Consider the following 15,280-nt stretch of genomic DNA (forward strand, 5'->3'; position numbering starts at 1 on the left):
TCGCTTTACGCGTACAGAGCGTCGAACAGCACCTGGTAGCTCTGATCCCAGCGCTCGTTCGGCTTGTACTGGAACAGATGCGGGTCGAGCGTGACGTAACGGCCGTTCTGAACCGCATCGAGCGTCGACCAGGCGGGATTGGCAGCCGTTTGATCCTCGAGCGCCTTCATGGCGGCTGCGTCGTCATTGCCCATGGGCACCACGAAGATGTAGTCGGGGTTCATCTCGATGATCGATTCCAGGCTGAAATCCTTGAGCAGGCTGGGATTCTCGTCTGCCAGATTCTTGACGCCCAGATCGGCCAGCATGGCACCCGTCATCGTCGAGGACGCCTGCACGCGGGTGCCGCCCGAGAATGTGGTCAGCACCAGCGCCGTGGGCGCCTCGCCCGCAGGCACCTTGGCCGTGATCGCCTTGATGCGCTCGGACACGGCCTGGGCGTTCTGTTCGTAGAGATCGTCGCGTCCCGTGATGTCGCAGCAGGTGCGCAGCATGCGCTCGTAATCTGCGAACGTCGTCACCTGAAAGCACGCCACCGGGATGTTCGACGCTGCGAGCGCCGCCTTGAGGTCGGCCTGGTTCGAGTCGCCTCCGCGGCCGCCCGAGCCGCTCGTCATGATCACGAAGTCGGGCTCCAGCGCGATGATGGACTCGAGGTTCGGGTTCGAGAAGTCGCCCACCTTCTGCACGTTTTCGGACTTCAGATCGTAGTCGGACAACGTGAACGCATCATCGGATGCGCCCACGAGCGTGCCGCCCGCAAGCTCCCATATGCTGGCGAAACTGCCCATGCAGGCGACCACGCGCTGCGGATTGTCGACGGTCACCTCGGCGCCCGTGTCATCGGTGAACGTGACCGCTCCGGCCTGAGAGGCGGCCGGGGCTTCTGTTTGCGGAGCGCTTGCGTCAGCATCGGCGTTCGGCTGAGCAGCCGAGCAGCCGGCAAGCATCATCGTCGCAGCAAGGGACGCGGCGACGGCAGAAGGAATGATGCGTTCGGAGATAGTGGTCATGAGTGGTCCTTTCGATGTCGACGGTTTAGACGGCGGCCGCAACCAAAGCGTTGCCGTGGGCGCAGTAGTCGTCTTGAGCGAGGATGTCGCCGTCGTGGTAGTAGGCGGCGCGGGCGCGACAGCCGCCGCAGCCTTGCGCGTAGTCGCAGGTGCCGCACGAGCCGGAGTACGCCTGCGTGCGCAGCTTCTCGAACACGGGGCTCGACGCCCAGATTTCATCGAAGGGAGTCTCGCGCACGTCGCCCGCCTCCTCGGTCATGTAGGCGCAGGGACGCACGATGCCCTCGCTGCCGATGACGCAGTACGTGAGGCCGGCCAAGCAGCCCCGCTCGAAGCGCGTGTCCACGCCCAGCTGCTTCGCCACGCGCGTGAACTGGGGAGCGCACGTGGGCTTCACGTCGATGGGCACCTGCGAGGCCTTCGTCATGATGTCCTTGAGCAGCTGCTCGTTCTCCAGCACCTCGAGCGATGTCTCCTGGATGAACTTGCCGCGCCCCACGGGGATGAGGAAGAACACGTAGTGCGCCATAGCGCCGATCTCCACGGCGAAGTCGGTGATGTCGCACACCTCGTCGCGGTTCCAATCCACGACGGTGGTGTGCAGCTGGAACGGCAGGCCCGCCTGCTTGCAGGCCTCGATGCCCGCCATGGTGAGGTCGTAGGCGTGCTCGAGCCCGCGGAACCTGTCGTGCTTGACGGCATCGAGGCTGTCCACCGAGATGCCCATGGCGCAGGCTCCGGCCTCCTTCAGCCGCACGGCGACCTCCGGCGTGATGAGCGTGCCGTTCGAGCCGAACACGGGGCGCAGCCCGCGCGAGGCAGCGTGCGCCACCAGCTCGTAGATATCGGGGCGCATGAGAGGCTCGCCGCCCGAGAAGATCATCACCTTGAAGCCGGCGCGGGCGATCTCGTCGATCATCTTCTTGCCCTCCTCGCAGGAGAGCTCTTTGTCAGTGGCCTCCTCGGCGTCCTGGTAGCAATGGACGCACTTGAGGTTGCACTTGTTCGTCGTCATCCACGACACGAGCATAGGCGTATCCTTTCTTGGTTGCGGCTTCGCCTTTTGGCGGCGCCATGCTTGCTGAAACCGAACGAGGGTATGACGTGCCGTGCGGGAGCCGCAAAGGGAGGTAGGAGAGATGAGGTTTTGCGGCACCCGCACGGCGCCGAGATCGCAGCCTATTCGGCCGGATCGGGGCGGGAACGGTAGGAGGCGACGATGGCTTCCAGATGGTCGAACACCGCTTGACGCAGCTCGTCGAACGATCCGTCGCCGCCGGCGTGAGGGGCGATGTTCTCCATGAGGATGAAGTTCTGCTCAGCGCGCGCCGTGTCCTGCTCCATATCCAACTCGAGGTAGCGCTTGGCCAGCTCGCGGTTACGTTCGCTGTCCACGGGCTCGCCGGCAGGCATGAGGCGGATGGTGTCGGCGATCAGCTCGTGCCACTTCGACACGGATTCACCGCGCGCCACTTGGTTCTCGGCGGCCTCCTCCGAAGCCGGAGCGTCGTCGCGGATGCAAGTGAGGCGCCAGAAGAACTGGCTCTCGCCTTGGCAGCGTTCGATAGTGTCGGCCATGGCCTCCCAGTTCACAGACGCATCGTCGAGCGACTCGTCATGCAGGGAGCGCAGCGTGGTCATGCGCTTGAACAGCGATTGGAACTGCTCTTCGATAGCATCCATCTGCTCGTCTGCCAACTCCTGCAATGCTGCCGGCTCTCGGTAAAGAGCTGCATCGGATTTGATCTGGGCCAGCGACAGCCCGAGGTACTTCAAGGTCAGAATGCGATACAGGTCTTTCACGTTGTCGTCGGTGTACAGGCGCTGGTTCTGCGGACCCTTCGCCGATGGCGACAGCAGCCCCTGCTGGTCGTAGTACTGGATGGTGCGCACCGTCACGCCGACGCGTCGCGCCAGCTCGCCGATAGTCAGGTAGTTCCGATCGGTCATGGATGCTCCTCCGAGGCGACCGAAGCTCGGCCGCCGCCTTTCCTCTCGCCTTGCCGCGCGTCCCCCGCGCGCTCGAACTGCAATCGAGCATACGCGATGACGTAACGTCACCGTCAACGATCTCCAAAAGATGGCGACAAAAATCAGGGAAAACCCTAAGCGTTTCCTGTCGGCGAAAAAAAAACGCGCTCCCGGGCGGGAGCGCGTTTCGTCGTCCATGCTGCGAGCGTGATGATGCGCGCGGTTTAGTCGATTTCCTCGAACTCGAAAGCATCGTCGGCATCGCCGAAACCGGAAAGATCCTTCTCGACGCCAGAAGGAGTCGGCGTGGCCGGCGCCACCACGGCGCCCGTCGCCTGGGGCACGGAGTACGCGCCCGCGCCGTCGCGGTTGATGGGGGCCTGCGCCGGAGCCGTCACACGGCCCGTAGCGGTGGTCTCGACCACGTCGATCGTGCGCGCATGGGCGCTTACCGGCAGGGAAGCGGGCATCTCGCCGCCGATCTCGGCCAGCTTGCGCGTAGCGTCGCCGATGAAGTCGGTGAGCAGGTCCCGGTAGTCCTCGCGCACGTCCTCGCGGTCGTCCTCGAGCTTCTTGATGGCGTCGAGCACCTTCTGGCGCTCGGCTTCCGCCTTGTCCACGATACGCGTGCCCTCGTCCTCGGCATCTTTGATGGTGGCCGCTGCCTGGGCATTCGCGTTCGCGATGATCTCGTCTGCAGAACGCTGCGCGATGATGAGAGCCTGCGCGATGGCGTTGTCGTCGGCCTTTTTGGCCTCGAGCTGGCGCTCCAAATCGGCGATGCGCGCGTCCTTCTCGGCCAGCGCGGCATCGTCCGTCACGACGACGGGAGCTTCGACGCGAGCCGGCGTGTCGAAGCCTTCGAACTTACGATCGTCCAGCTGGTTCTCGAGTTGGGCGATCTGGGCGTTCATGCCGTCGATCTCGTCGGCGACATGCTCGAGGAACACATCGACTTCGTCGACGTCGTAGCCTTTGCGATCGATCGAGAAGCTCTGGTTGTGTATCTCAGCCGAGGTGATAGCCATCTGTAGTCCCTTCGTCTTGTTCGCACGCGAACACGATTCTACGCATTAAAACAAGTTTATCAGTAAACGTACTCCAAATTGTAATACAAGCAGGGCGATGATGGGCGTAACGTCCACCATACCTCCAAGCGGGGGTATCAGCTTCCTGAAGAGGTTGAGATACGGGTCGCACACTTTGGCCAGTACCCGGTTGATGTCCGCCAAGATGCCACGGTCGGTGGGAAACCACGACATGAGCACGTAGACGAACAGCACCATACTGTACGCATCGGCAAGCGACACGATGAGGTATTTGATGCTCAACATGCGTTCTACTCCTTAGAACGTCGGGCGGCGGCAGCCGCGCCGGCGAAGAATCGAATACGGGATCACAGCACGCCCTGCCCGCGCAGGCTCATGCGCTCGGCATCGGTGAGCGCAGCACCGCGCGAGATGACGAACACCTTGTCGGCCACGCAGTCCACGCTGGCGTCGAGAGCGCTCGACACGCCGAACGAGAAGTCGAGGATGCGCTTCGACAGATTGTCGGGCGTGTTACGCAGCGCGAGCACCACCACATCCCCCGCCTTGAGAGCCTTCGCGATGCGCTCGACCTCGGCGTAGCTGGCCGGCTTGAGCACGGTGACCGAGCGGGAGGGGTTGTGCTTGACCGCCCCGGCGCCCGCGTAGGCGTCGAACGGATCGAACGCCGCAGTCGTCGCCGTGGCGGTTGCCACGGTAGCGCCCGAAGCGGTGGTTGCCGTTTGCACCGCGACGCCCGAGCCAGAAGGCCCAGAAACGCTCGGCGCATCGTCGGACGTGGAGGTGAACAGCGAGTTCAGGCTCTCGGAGCGCTCGCGGTTCGCTGCGGCGGCCGCACGCGCGATAGGCGTGTTCGCCGGGGCGGGCTGCGCCGCTTCCACCATGGTGCGATCGCCGCGGTAGGAGCCGCTTGAAGGCGACGTCACGCGGCGAGGCGGCAACGGATCGCGGTTGAGGCTCTCGGGCACCTGGGTGTGCGCGCGCACGTCGTCGATGGACACGAGCTTCGCGGATCCCACGGACGAGCTGCGCGCCGAGGAGCGCGCGTGCGAGGCGCGCGCAGGACGCGAAGTCACGGGCGCATAGGGCTCATAACGCGAACCGGGAGCATCGTCGGCGGGGAAATCGTCCTCGTTGTAGTCGGGACCGTACTCGCCGTACTCCTCGCTGTAGTCGTCGAACCCCTCGTCGTAGTAGCCGTCGTCGTAATGCGGGTTGGCGTCTGCGAAACCCAGTTTCGATTTGATTCCCTCGAGCATTCCGTGCTCCGATTTCTTGATCTTTGGCAGCTCCATACCGTTCACCTGCTTCGTTTCTTATCCGGCGGTCCAGCCGCCGCTGCGTTCAGCGTCATGGCCGCGCCGCGCTCTCACGCATGCGCGGGGCCCTCGAAAGCGTCGTCGAACAGGGCTCGCCCGATGCGCACTATGGTAGCGCCCTCGGCTATCGCCTCATGCCAGTCTTCGCTCATGCCCATAGAAAGCTCATCGAATACGGCGGCCTGTTCCCCGTCGAGCCCAAGCCGCACTTTGTCGCGCAAACGCGCCAGATCGGCGAAGCATGCGCGAGCCCGTTGCGCATCGCCCTGCGGCGCCATCGTCATAAGCCCGCGCACGCGCACGTGCGGAAAGCCCGCGCAGTACTCCAACATGCCGGCCACCTCGCTCGGCGCGAGACCGCTCTTGCTCGCCTCCCCCGACACGTTCACCTCGAGCAGCACGTCTTGCACCTTGCCCGACGCCGCAGCTGCGGCGTCGAACTTCGGCACGTGACGCTGTTGGTACAGCGAGTGCACGAGCGCGGCATCCCGCACGATGTCGGGAATGCGGCGCGATTGGATGTTGCCGATGAAGTGCCAGGTCTGCTGCGGAAAGCGAGCGCGCTTCCCCTCGAGGGAGTCCGGGCGGTTCTCGCCGAAGTCGTGCGCGCCGGCCTCGATGGCCTCGGCCACTTCGTCGGCACCCACCGTCTTCGACACCGCCACTACGACCACGCTCTTCGGATCGCGCCCGCACGCCTCGCAACAGGCGGCCGCCTCTGCGACCGTGCGCTCGTAGCGCTCTTTGAATCCCATGCCGCTCACCCAGCCTTTCGAAACGCCACCGCGCCATGGCGCCCGCAGATGCCGCCCGCGGCGCGGTACGAGAAGAATTCGTCGCACGAGCATACCGTGCACACGCCCGCATCAGCCACGCGCGCGCGATCGATGCCTGCCTCTTCGAGCCCGACCGTCAACGCCTCCAGCAGGTCGACATGGCGTTCGTCGGGAATGCAGGAGGAACCGAAGCGGTCTTCGAAGCGCTTGCGCACGTCGGCGCCCGTCTCGAAGCAGGACGCGTGGATGTGCGGCCCCACGTACACGTTGTAGCCGCTCGCCGCATCCTCCCCCAGCTCGGCGGCATCGGCCCGCGCGAGCGCGCGGACGGCCTTCGCGGCCACGCCGTTCTCCACGCCGCGCCATCCGGCGTGCGCCACCGCGAATCGGCCCGTCGGCGACACGACGATCACGGGGACGCAGTCGGCGAAGCACAGCAGCGCCGCGATCCCGGGAACGGTGGCGACAAGAGCGTCGGCGCCCGCGAGCGCCGCTTCGCGCGCGGCATCGAGCGCCTCGGGCGACGCGTCGTCGAGCTCCACCACGACTTCCCCGTGCACCTGGCTGGGCACCACGAGCGGAACGTCGGCCGCATCGAGCGCTTCCAGCACGAGCGCTCGGTTGCGCTCGACCGACGCAGGGCCGTCGCCCACGTGATTACCCAAGTTGAGCGAGGAATACGGGCCTTCGCTCACCCCGCCCGCGCGTCCGGTGAACGCGACGCGCACGCCCGTGCGCTCGTACAGGGCATCGTCGGTAAGCGCAGGAAGACAACGCGCGCCGAATCGGCGCGCGGTTATCTGAGGGATGGGCAGTTGTCCGGTCGCGACCATCAAGCGACCGCTCCTTACCGCTGGCGCTTCAGGAAGTCGGGGATGTAGTCCTCGTCGGCGAAACGGCCGTCGCGCGACGTCGTGGAGAACGTCACAGGAGGAGCGGACGGCATCGGGTCGGGCGCCGTCGTGGAGGCGAACAGGTCCTTGCGCGAGAAGTCCATGGAGGACTGCTGCGAAGAACCCATCTTAAAACCCGTGGCGATCACCGTGATGCGCACCTGATCCTGCATGCCTTCGTCGATGATCTGGCCGTAGATGATGTTGGCGCTCTCGTCGGCGCAAGCTTCCACCGTGCGCGCCGCCGCGTCGACCTCGGTGAGCGTGAGGTCGGGGCCGCCGGCGATGGAGAACAGCACGCGCGACGCGCCCGCGATGGAGGCTTCCAGCAGGTTGGAGTTCGTGGCCTGCTGCGCCGCGTCGAGGGCGCGGTTCTCGCCGGAGGCGAGGCCGATGCCCATCATGGCCGTGCCGGCGTCTTTCATGACCGTGCGGATGTCCGCGAAGTCGAGGTTGATGAGGCCCGGGATGGTGATGAGGTCCGTGACGCCCTGGATACCCTGGCGCAGCGTGTCGTCGGCGATGCGGAACGCGTCGAGCATGCTCGTCTTCTTGTCCACGATCTCCAGCAGGCGGTCGTTCGGGATGACGATGAGCGTGTCGACTTTCTGGGACAGGAGGTCGATGCCCTGATCGGCCTGGTTGCGGCGGGTGCGACCCTCGAACGAGAACGGCTTGGTGACGATGCCCACCGTCAGCGCGCCGATCTCCTCGCGGGCGATCTCGGCGATGATGGGCGCCGCGCCCGTTCCGGTTCCGCCGCCCTCGCCGGCCGTGACGAACACCATGTCCGCCTCGGCGAGCGCCTCGCGGATCTCCGCGCGACTTTCCTCGGCCGCCTGGCAGCCCACTTCGGGGTTCGCGCCGGCGCCCAGGCCGCGCGTGAGCTCTTCGCCGATGTGGATCGTCTTGTCGGCGTCCGACATGAGCAGAGCCTGTCGATCCGTGTTCACGGCGATGAACTCGACTCCTCGCACGCCCGCTTCGACCATGCGGTTCACGGCATTCGTGCCGCCGCCACCGACGCCGACGACCTTGATGACCGCCAAATGCTCGGAACCTATCTTGTTTGGCATTGTATCCTCCACACCTGCTGCGTTTTCAAATGCTGCGTTTCCCGTCAGGGCACAGTTCACGTGCGGTTATTGTACACGATGCTCAACCATTTGCAAATTACGCTGCGGTAATGAAATGCGCACGTCCACAGATATAGCGGATGAGCCGGGTAAGCGGAAACGATGGATGCCGCCGTGGCGCGCCGGCGCGGCCATCGACGTCGCCGCTCATGGTCGACAGGCAACCGCTGGCGAAGGGGCTCGCCCGTTCGCAAATCCGCGCGGCGCCGCTCGCAAGGCGGCTGCTGGCCGAACATGCAGGCGAGGCTATATCGTATAAGAGCAGCATCGCGTCGACCGGCTGACCGAAAACGAACGTCCGCGACCGGAAGGGAGTCCCCCATGGTTCCGCTCGTACTCACCGCCTTCAAAGTATAGAAAGCTCGCGCGTCGATTCGGCGCGCGCGAACATCCCCCTCCTCAAACCAATACGCTTATCGTCGCGTCCTCTTGCGAGGTCGGGCGAAGCTTGTACCGAAAGGAAGACCCCATGCCCTGGTTCGATCAAGCGCCCTGGCTCGTCGCCCTGGCGCCGTTTTTCGGTCTGTTCCTTTCCGCATTCGCGAAACGAACAGACCCCTTCATCGCAGGCGACCGGGTGTACCGCCACGACGCCCCCGCGCGCCTGTCCCACTGGACCCACGGCATCGGCACCGCCGTGTGCCTCGCGTCGGGCATCGTGCTGGGACTGAGGTTCACCCCGGCATTCGTGGAGGACGGCCCGGCCGCCATCCTATGGCAGAACGTCCATTTCGCGGCCGCGATCGTGTTCCTGTTCGGAACGTTCTACTACCTGGGCAACACGATCATCTCGAAATGGCGCTTGCGCGAGCACCTTCCCACGAAGAACGTGGTCGCCTACACGGTGCGCCACTACGGCCTGCTCGTGGGCATCAAGAAGTTCACGATGCCGCCCGAGGACAAGTACTTCGAAAGCGAGAAGGCCGCCTACGTGATGGCCGTGGTCACGGCCGCGTTGCTGGTGGTGACAGGCCTGGTCAAGGCATTGGCCCACGTGGTGCTCACGCTGCCCGACGGCCTCATGAACGTCATGTTCTGGGTGCACGACATCGCGGCCGCGCTCATGCTGCTGTTCTTGGCGGCGCACGTGTTTTTCGCCGTGATCGCGCCGTTCTCGTGGAAGACCTTCCCGTCCATGCTGATCGGATGGATGCCGCGCGGCGAGGCCGAGAAGGAACATGCAGGTTGGATGGAGCGGCTCGAGCGCGAGCAGTCCGAGCGCGGCATGGACGAGTCCGCACTCGGCGCCGGAGAGCGCGCGGCCGCGCAAGAGACGATGGGAGCCGCCGCGCGCGCAGCAGCCGCCGACGGCACGCAAGGGAGATGAGCGATATGACCGAGACGAATCAGCGCGCGACCGACGCGCAGCATAAAGGCGGCCTCTCCAGGCGCCAGTTCATCGCCGGGATCGGCGGATTGGGAATCGGCGCCGTGCTGGGAAGCGGCATCACGGCGCTGCTGTTGCCCGACGACGTGTACGCCATCGAGGCGAGCCAAGGCTACCTGCTGGTGGATGCGAAGAAGTGCGCCGGCTGCGAGACGTGCGTCATCTCGTGCTCGCTCGCGCATCTAGGCCGTATCAACACCTCGCTTTCGCGCATCCAGGTGATGAAGAACGCGCTGGGAAGCTTCCCCTCCGACGACGTCATGCAGAACCAGTGCCGCCAATGCCCCTACCCTTCCTGCGTGGAAGCCTGCCCCGTGGGCGCCATGCACGCCGACCCCGAGACGGGCGTGCGCCTCGTGGACGAGGGCAAGTGCATCGGCTGCGAGCGCTGCGTGGAGGCGTGCCCCTTCACGCCGTCGCGCGTGCAGTGGAACTTCGAGGACAAGCACGCCCAGAAGTGCGACCTGTGCAAGAACACGCCCTTCTGGGATGAAGAGGGCGGCCCGTCCGGCAAGCAGCTGTGCGTCGAGATCTGCCCCATGAAGGCCATCGCGTTCACCAACGTGCTGCCCGTCCAAACCGACGAAGGCTACACGGCGAACCTGCGCAACGACCACTATCTGGAAATCGGCCTGCCCAGCGACGACGAGGCGCGCATCCCTCCCGCGCGGCTCGGATACGGCGCAGGCGGCACGGCAGCCCAGGCGGCAGCCGGCTCGAACGACAAATAATAGGAGGACCTCATGACCGAACATTACGGCTACGCCGGCAAGATACTCATCGTGAACCTGACCGACCGCACCTCCCAGACCATCGACACCGAACCTTACATCGAATGGGTGGGCGGCCACGGGATGGCCTCGAAGCTGTTCTGGGACTACTGCGAGGACAAGACCGTGGAGGCGGTCGATCCGGGAAACGTGCTGGTGTTCGCCGCCACGCCGTTCTCGGGCGCCGTGGTGCCGGCCGCCTCGGCGCGCTGCGAGTTCACGGGCATCAGCCCGTTCTCGCTGCCCGAATGGTACAACCGCTCCAGCATGGGCGGCCGTTTGGCCGGCATGATGAAGGAAGCGGGCTACGACGCCTGCGTGGTGCGCGGGAAAGCGGAAGCGCCCGTGTGGATCAGCGTGGTGAACGACCAAGTGACGTTCAACGACGCGACCGACCTTTGGGGACTCGACACCTTCGAGTGCCAGGAGAGAATCTGGGAAGAGGTGACGCACGGCACCGCCCCTGGCTCGTGGTACGAGTTGACGAAGGGACGCGACGGAGGCCGAACCACGCAGCGACCGTCCGTCATCTGCATCGGACCTGCCGGCGAGAACCTGGCGCGCGTGTCGTGCATCGTGCACGATGCCGGCCACGTGACGGGACAGAGCGGCTTCGGCGCGGTGTTCGGCGCCAAGAACCTCAAGGCGATGAGCTTCATCGGCTCGAAGAGCATACCCATCGCCGACCCCGCCGCGCTCGTGAGGCTGCGGTTGGAAGTGCAGGAGAAGTTCGGCTACGACATCGACGCCGGCAAGGTTCCGGGCGCGCCGGGCAGCCCGGGCGCCGCATCCACCGTGCTGGACACGAGCCCCACGGTGTCGCGCGCAGAAGGATGCCGCGGCTGCTTCAAGAACTGCCGTAACCTGTACCCCGGCGGCGTGGGCAACGAGCTGACCTGCTCGGCCGGCCTGTACTTCACCGACTCGGGCAAGATCGACGAGCAGCTGGCCGCCTACAGCCTGCTGTCGAAGCTGGGGCTGAACGGCTACGAGATCGACATGCCCGTGTACCTGCACAACCTCTACAAGATGGGCGTCATGGGCAAGGGCAAGGACATCGACACCGATCTGCCCTTCGAGCAGTACGGCACCTACGCGTTCATCGAGGAGCTGCTGATGCGCATCGCCTACCGCCGCGAGATCGGCGACGACCTGGCCGAGGGCATCGCGCGCGCGGCGCAGAAGTGGGGGCGTTGGGACGAGGACACGTCGTCGGGCCTGCTGGCGCGCCCGAACTGGGGCTACTGCGAGCACAACGAGCCGCGCGCCGAGGTGGAATGGAGCTACGGAAGCATCTTCAGCGAGCGAGACATCAACGAGCACGGCGTACACAACGCGGTGTACAACACCTCCATCATGGCGGTGCTCACCGGCGCCGAGCCGCCCGTCTCGGCCGAGAACATGGCCAAGCAGCTGGCCGATCAGTCCGGGCTGGGCGACCCGCTGTGCTTCGACTGGAGCGAGGAGGGCATCTATTCCGATGCGCGCGTGCGCGAGATCCACTGGAACCGCGCCTACGGGCGCTTCTGGCTGCAGTCGCTGGGCATGTGCGACTGGGTGTGGCCGAACTTCATCAGCCGCAAGCACACCGCCGAGACGGGCTCGACGTACGGGGCCACGCCCGAGTACGAGGTGAAGTTCTTCCAGGCCGTCACCGGGCGCGACCTCTCCTACGAGGAAAGCATCGAGCTGGGGCACAAGTTCTGGGTGCTCGACCGCGCCATCTGGGCGCTGGAGGGACGCCATCGCGACCAGGAGGTGTTCACGAACTACGTGTACGACGTGAAGACCACCAAGCCCTTCCCCCTCGTGGTGTTCGAGGACGGGAAGTGGAGCTACTCGCTGTGCCAGGGCCGCACGCTCGACCGCGACAAGTTCGAGGACTTCAAGACGCGCTTCTACGCCCACGAAGGGTTCGAGGAGTCCACGGGTCGCCCGACGCGCTCCGGGCTCGAGGCGCTTGACCTCGGCTTCGCCGCCGACAAGCTGGAAGCGGCCGGAAAGCTGGGAGCGTGATGGACATGGCAGCTCTCGACGAGACGGCCGCCGCCACATCCCGGGAGGCCGCTGCGTGCGGCGGCCCCGCCTCCCCTGCATGGGGCGAGGAGGCGGGGAGCGGATCCGAAGGCATACCCGGCATGGCCGAGGCGTGCCGGCGCTTCCCCTTGCCCTCACCCGACGAGGCGGCCCATGCGCTGCGCGAGCTCTCCTGGGGCGAGCACTTCGTTGCCGGGCGCATGGTGCCCTCCAAGGGCGGGTCGGACCTGTACCTGTACAACCTGCACAGCGCAGCCGTGTTCCTGCTCGACCGAGACGAAGCGCGCGTGGGCAAGGGCGCCGACCAGATCATCAAGCTCATCGACGTAGACGCCTTCGTCGCCTGGCTGCGCGACACGGTGGGCGACGCGGCGCTGGCGGACGCGATCGCGCGGGAATGTCCGGCCGACGACCCCTACCGCGACCGCCTGGAGAACGTGCAGCGGCTGCTCGCGCTGCGCATGGTCCAGTACGGTGCCGCGAGCGACGCGATGAACGCGGCCGACGCCGAGCAGGACGAGGGAGCTTGACGATGGCGGACGGACGGGCGTGCGCGCCGCTGGAGGACTTCCCCCTCCTCGCCGCGCACGCCGCGGGCGGCCCTCCGCTCGCCTACCTCGACAACGCGGCAACCACGCAGAAGCCGTCGTGCGTCCTCGACGCCATGGATGATTTCTACCGCACGGCATGCGGAAACCCGCACCGTTCCGCGCACGCGCTGGCCGCTGCGGCCACCCGGGTCTACGAGGACGCGCGCTCGACGGTCGCGCGCTTCATCGGCGCGTCGCCGGAGGAGACGGCGTTCACGAGCGGGGCCACGCACGCCCTGAACACCGTGGCGCTCTGTTATTGCGCCGAGCGGCTGGAGCCGGGCGACGAGATCGCGCTCACGCTGCTGGAGCATCACAGCAACCTCGTGCCGTGGCAGACCGCGGCGCGGCTTTCCGGGGCGAGGCTCTCCTTCATCGTGCCCGACCGCGCCGGGGTCGTCTCAGACGACGAGATCGACCGGGCAATCGGCCCGCGCACCCGCGTGGTGGCGTTCACCGGCATGTCGAACGTGCTGGGAACCGTGCCGCCCGTCAAGCGCATCATCGAAGCGGCGCACGCCTGCGGCGCCGTCGCCGTGCTCGACTGCGCGCAGAGCATCGCGCACGAGCCCCTCGACGTGCACGACCTCGACGTCGACTTCGCCGCGTTCTCGGGCCACAAGCTGTACGGCCCTATGGGCATCGGCGTGCTGTACGGCAAGCGGCGCCTCCTCGAGGAAACGCCGCCCTTGCTGCGAGGCGGGGGCATGGTGGAGGCGGTGTTCGAGGGCGCGTCCTCGTTCGACGGAACGCCGGGGCGCTTCGAAGCGGGCACGCAGAACGTGGCAGGAGCCGCGGGGCTGGCGGAAGCCGTGCGCTATCTCGACCGCATCGGCTTCGACGCCGTGCGCGCGCACGAGCGCGAGCTGACCCGCGCCCTGGTGAGCGGCCTGGACTCCATCCCCTCCGTCAGGCTCTACGGCCCCGGGCCGAACGCCGAGACGCCGCGCGGCGGCATCGTCTCGTTCAACGTGAAGGGCGTGGGCGCAGCCGAGGTCGCCCACGTGCTGGACCGCCGCGGAGTGGCAGTGCGCGCCGGCGCGCACTGCGCCCAACCCCTCCTGCGCCACATAGGAGCGGAAGCCGTCTGCCGCGCCAGCGTGGCCGCCTACACCACCATGCACGACATCGACCGTTTCCTAGAAGCCGTAGAGTCGTCCCGCAACGAAGCCGTAGCCCTGGCAACATCGCGCATGCTGTGAAACAGACGGTTCGGGGGTTCCCGCCTGCCGGAAACCCCCGAACCGCCGCACGGGATCCTTCGACTCGCTACGCTCGCTCAGGATGACAACGAGCACAAACCCCCAGGTCGAACCCTCCCAGCGAACAGGAAGCTCAAGCCGCTGCGCCTTGCGGGCGGGCGGGGCGCCCCACCAAGCGAGTTTCGCAGCGAAGCGAGGACTGTCTGAGCGACTGGGGCGTCCCGCCCGCCCGCAAGGCGCAGCGGCGCGCAGGTCCCTAGAGAGCCCTCCAGGTGGGCCGATCCACCACCCGCACGTTGATGTACGCCAGCCCGTCGGGATGCTCCTTCATGATCTCGAGGCAGACGCGCTCTTTGTCGCGGATGTTCTCGGCCGTGCCGAACACGATCTCCACGCCGCTTTCCAGCGTCAGCGTGGTGGACTCGGTCTCGGTGGCCGCCACCTTCTTCACCTGCCCCGCCAGCTCGGTGGTCATGCCGTCCACGATGGCCAGCGCGTTGTTCACGTTGGCGTCCGAGCAGTAGGCGCCCACCTCGGGGCGCGTGCCGTAGGGCACGTCGGTGATGTGCAGCACCTTGGCCGCGTCCTCGTACACCTTCGGGCTGGTCCTCTTGCCGGCCTCGGAATTCTGGTCGGGGATGGGCATGAGCCACATGCCGTCCGAGGCGATGGCCCACGGCTGCACCGACTCGGCGTTCTCAGTGGGCACGTCCGCCACCGCCGTGATGGTGCGCTCGGTGACGGCCAGCTCCAGGGTGTTCGGGAACACGCGGTTCACCGACACGTCGTCCACCCATGCGTCTTTGAGCAGGCGCTCGCGGATGCCAGCGGCGTCGACGCGCAGAAGCGTGGTTCCGGCGGGCACGCTGGCAAGCTCGGACATGTCGGTGGCCGTGAGATGCTCCACGCCGGTGACCGAGACGTTCTCGATGGTGAACAGGTTGGAGTAGTACACGGCCAGGCCGCCGCCTACGAGCGCCAGCACGAGCGCGGCCACGATGCCGATGCGCACCAGGTAGCGACGGTAGGTTTTCTGCGCGCGAGAAGAGCGCTCGGCGCGGTCGAGATCCCCCACGCGCACCGACGACAACGGCGGGCGAACCTGGTTCGCACGACGCTGCGGCAGCTGGCCGCCGG

At 66.3% G+C, this 15,280-nt stretch carries 15 protein-coding genes; 5 read left to right on the forward strand and 10 right to left on the reverse strand.

Annotated features, from left to right (window positions below):
• Positions 1-5: 5 nt before the first annotated feature.
• The 9 genes from HMPREF1023_RS10300 to ftsZ form a co-directional block, all read right to left on the reverse strand.
• The gene (locus tag HMPREF1023_RS10300) at positions 6-1,013 is read right to left on the reverse strand and encodes an ABC transporter substrate-binding protein (protein WP_009306233.1); all 1,008 of its coding nucleotides are present in this window, start codon (positions 1,011-1,013) and stop codon (positions 6-8) included.
• A 25-nt stretch (positions 1,014-1,038) separates the two neighbouring features.
• Positions 1,039-2,043: a putative heme d1 biosynthesis radical SAM protein NirJ2 gene (gene nirJ2, locus HMPREF1023_RS10305; protein ID WP_009306234.1), complete on the reverse strand. Its 1,005-nt coding sequence runs from the start codon at positions 2,041-2,043 to the stop codon at positions 1,039-1,041.
• A 149-nt stretch (positions 2,044-2,192) separates the two neighbouring features.
• Positions 2,193-2,963: a MerR family transcriptional regulator gene (locus tag HMPREF1023_RS10310; RefSeq protein ID WP_009306235.1), complete on the reverse strand. Its 771-nt coding sequence runs from the start codon at positions 2,961-2,963 to the stop codon at positions 2,193-2,195.
• Positions 2,964-3,208: 245 nt separating this feature from the next.
• Entirely contained in the window at positions 3,209-4,012 is an 804-nt protein-coding gene (locus HMPREF1023_RS10315) for a DivIVA domain-containing protein (RefSeq protein ID WP_009306236.1), read from the reverse strand.
• Between the two features lie 45 nt (positions 4,013-4,057).
• Positions 4,058-4,318, reverse strand: a complete 261-nt coding sequence (locus HMPREF1023_RS10320; RefSeq protein ID WP_009306237.1) for a YggT family protein — start codon at positions 4,316-4,318, stop codon at positions 4,058-4,060.
• A gap of 62 nt (positions 4,319-4,380) precedes the next feature.
• Positions 4,381-5,328 (reverse strand): cell division protein SepF, encoded by a 948-nt coding sequence (locus HMPREF1023_RS10325; protein WP_009306238.1) that lies wholly within the window; start codon positions 5,326-5,328, stop codon positions 4,381-4,383.
• Between the two features lie 74 nt (positions 5,329-5,402).
• Positions 5,403-6,107: a YggS family pyridoxal phosphate-dependent enzyme gene (locus HMPREF1023_RS10330; RefSeq protein ID WP_009306239.1), complete on the reverse strand. Its 705-nt coding sequence runs from the start codon at positions 6,105-6,107 to the stop codon at positions 5,403-5,405.
• Between the two features lie 5 nt (positions 6,108-6,112).
• On the reverse strand, positions 6,113-6,961 hold the full coding sequence (locus HMPREF1023_RS10335; RefSeq protein ID WP_009306240.1) for a polyphenol oxidase family protein: 849 nt from the start codon (positions 6,959-6,961) through the stop codon (positions 6,113-6,115).
• 14 nt (positions 6,962-6,975) lie between these two features.
• Complete coding sequence (ftsZ, locus tag HMPREF1023_RS10340) at positions 6,976-8,097, reverse strand: cell division protein FtsZ (RefSeq protein WP_009306241.1); 1,122 nt, start codon at positions 8,095-8,097, stop codon at positions 6,976-6,978.
• 529 nt (positions 8,098-8,626) lie between these two features.
• Here ftsZ and HMPREF1023_RS10345 point away from each other — a divergent pair.
• From HMPREF1023_RS10345 to HMPREF1023_RS10365, 5 genes are read left to right on the forward strand one after another with little or no spacing between them, the layout of a single operon-like run.
• Complete coding sequence (locus HMPREF1023_RS10345) at positions 8,627-9,484, forward strand: cytochrome b/b6 domain-containing protein (protein WP_009306242.1); 858 nt, start codon at positions 8,627-8,629, stop codon at positions 9,482-9,484.
• 5 nt (positions 9,485-9,489) lie between these two features.
• Positions 9,490-10,275, forward strand: a complete 786-nt coding sequence (locus tag HMPREF1023_RS10350; protein WP_009306243.1) for a 4Fe-4S dicluster domain-containing protein — start codon at positions 9,490-9,492, stop codon at positions 10,273-10,275.
• A gap of 12 nt (positions 10,276-10,287) precedes the next feature.
• Positions 10,288-12,330 (forward strand): aldehyde ferredoxin oxidoreductase N-terminal domain-containing protein, encoded by a 2,043-nt coding sequence (locus tag HMPREF1023_RS10355; protein ID WP_009306244.1) that lies wholly within the window; start codon positions 10,288-10,290, stop codon positions 12,328-12,330.
• Positions 12,330-12,881 (forward strand): hypothetical protein, encoded by a 552-nt coding sequence (locus tag HMPREF1023_RS10360; RefSeq protein ID WP_009306245.1) that lies wholly within the window; start codon positions 12,330-12,332, stop codon positions 12,879-12,881. Before HMPREF1023_RS10355 ends, HMPREF1023_RS10360 begins: the two co-directional genes overlap by 1 nt.
• A gap of 2 nt (positions 12,882-12,883) precedes the next feature.
• Entirely contained in the window at positions 12,884-14,143 is a 1,260-nt protein-coding gene (locus tag HMPREF1023_RS10365; protein WP_009306246.1) for an aminotransferase class V-fold PLP-dependent enzyme, read from the forward strand.
• A 256-nt stretch (positions 14,144-14,399) separates the two neighbouring features.
• Here the strand turns inward: HMPREF1023_RS10365 and HMPREF1023_RS10370 are convergent.
• The coding region (locus HMPREF1023_RS10370) for a cell division protein FtsQ/DivIB (protein ID WP_232228713.1) at positions 14,400-15,280 on the reverse strand (881 nt) is incomplete at its 5' end.

Source organism: Eggerthella sp. 1_3_56FAA, from assembly GCF_000185625.1.
Lineage (GTDB): Bacteria > Actinomycetota > Coriobacteriia > Coriobacteriales > Eggerthellaceae > Eggerthella > Eggerthella lenta.